This is a genomic window from Acinetobacter sp. YH01020, assembly GCF_013420275.1.
Lineage (GTDB): Bacteria > Pseudomonadota > Gammaproteobacteria > Pseudomonadales > Moraxellaceae > Acinetobacter > Acinetobacter amyesii.
The window spans coordinates 1-1,567 of sequence record NZ_VOYN01000119.1 but is presented as its reverse complement, the minus strand read 5'-3'; the positions used below and the strand labels follow the sequence as shown (position 1 = coordinate 1,567).

The 1,567-nt window shown below is 27.6% G+C and carries 1 protein-coding gene and 1 pseudogene; one reads left to right on the top strand and one right to left on the bottom strand.

The window, feature by feature from the left end:
• Nucleotides 1-120: pseudogene (locus tag FTT85_RS18400) on the bottom strand (IS5/IS1182 family transposase); the annotation flags it as partial.
• A gap of 223 nt (nucleotides 121-343) precedes the next feature.
• Between FTT85_RS18400 and FTT85_RS18395 the strand changes: the two are divergent.
• Nucleotides 344-799 carry a hypothetical protein gene (locus tag FTT85_RS18395; RefSeq protein ID WP_180112663.1) on the top strand — a complete coding sequence of 152 codons (456 nt, stop codon included), beginning with the start codon at nucleotides 344-346 and terminating at the stop codon, nucleotides 797-799.
• The last annotated feature ends 768 nt before the right edge of the window (nucleotides 800-1,567 follow it).

Below are 1,567 nucleotides of genomic sequence, written 5' to 3'. Positions count from 1 at the left end.
TGGAGCATACCATTGCGTAGCAGGATCAAACCAAATGGCAATATTTCCGCGACTCATGAGTGCTCGGTTATATGCGGGCCAATTGGTTGTGCGATAGATTTTGTGTGTAGGCTTCTTCATTTGAAAAATATATCGCTGAAAAAGCCTTTACAGATAGGTTTGTGCAACAAAGCCATAGTAACATAAAAAATTAAGAAATTTAAGGGAGTTGATTGCATGATTAAGTTTGAGGATATATTTTACACTTAATGGGTTGTTAAAAGGAATTGTTTTTTATTTTCTATATCTGGGGCATATTATATTTTGAATTGGTGTTTATTAGGTTTTATTAAAGATGGTGTGTTTGGGAAAAAATTCAAAAGGTTTAAATGTTGTGAATAAAGTAATAATGCTTATTCTTATTGGTCTTCAATTTAGCGCGTGTGTTGAAAATAAGGTTGTGAACGGTGTTGATGTTGATCGAAAAGAGGTACAAAATGAGTTAAAGTTAGTAAGAGAGTATGTTGGTGAACAGAAGAATAAACTACCTGTGAATGTAGATAATTATACTAGATGGGTGGATTTTAAATTTTCTGATAATAAATTAACCTATATTTACATGGTTTCATTTGAAAGTATTAGTGATTATCAGGCGGCTGATATGAGGAAATATTATTATTCTAAGCCAAAGATAGATGAAATTTGTGAATCAATTGCTATCTTATCTAATTTGGATATTGTGTATGAGTATAAATATGTTAATTTAAAAAACAAGGAATTGATTACAATTCCATTTAATAAAAAGATATGTGATATTTAATTATGTTTTTTTTGAAAGGTATAATTTTGGTTTTATTTTGAATTAAGATTGTAATGAAAAAATTTGAATTAATTAATAAATCCCTTTTAGCAACCGTAGCATTCCTTCTGTTGCCATTTTGGTCTTATCTTTATTATGGTTATTTTTGGATTCTTTTTCTAGGCATTTTAACTATTTGTGTTTTTTGGTTTTTTGGTCATTTAAATTACAATAATAAATATTTTATTTTTCTATATTTAATTATTTTTATGATTTCATTGTTAATGCTAGGTGCTGTATATTTAACTTTAAATAATGGTTGGGTAGCCATTTTAAAATATATGTTCTTGTTTTTTATACTGGATACATTATTAAGTTTAAGTAAGATAAAAAAATGCAGAAAAAATATAAAAATGATAATTTTGTTGTGGATGGTAATTTAGATGGTTATTCTGCTGATTTTGAAGAAAAAAATGGAAAAGTTTGGGGGGGGTAGTCTTTTTTCACAAATGGCTATGGTTTCATATATGCTTTTTATTAGACCGTATTTTATAGTCATTAATTCGCCATTTGAATTTTATGCTGGTGAAATGATGTCTGGTATTAAGTCAAATCTTTCGATATATGCCATAATCTTGATGGTATTAATATTCTGGGAATTTACATTAGACTTCCGTCATAAATCAAAAAACGTACAATTTATTTGATCTTAAATTAATCAGCAAAATTATTTAATTCGAGGGATAATCCTTGGATGAAATTCAAAGATATTCAAAAATTATCAGACGT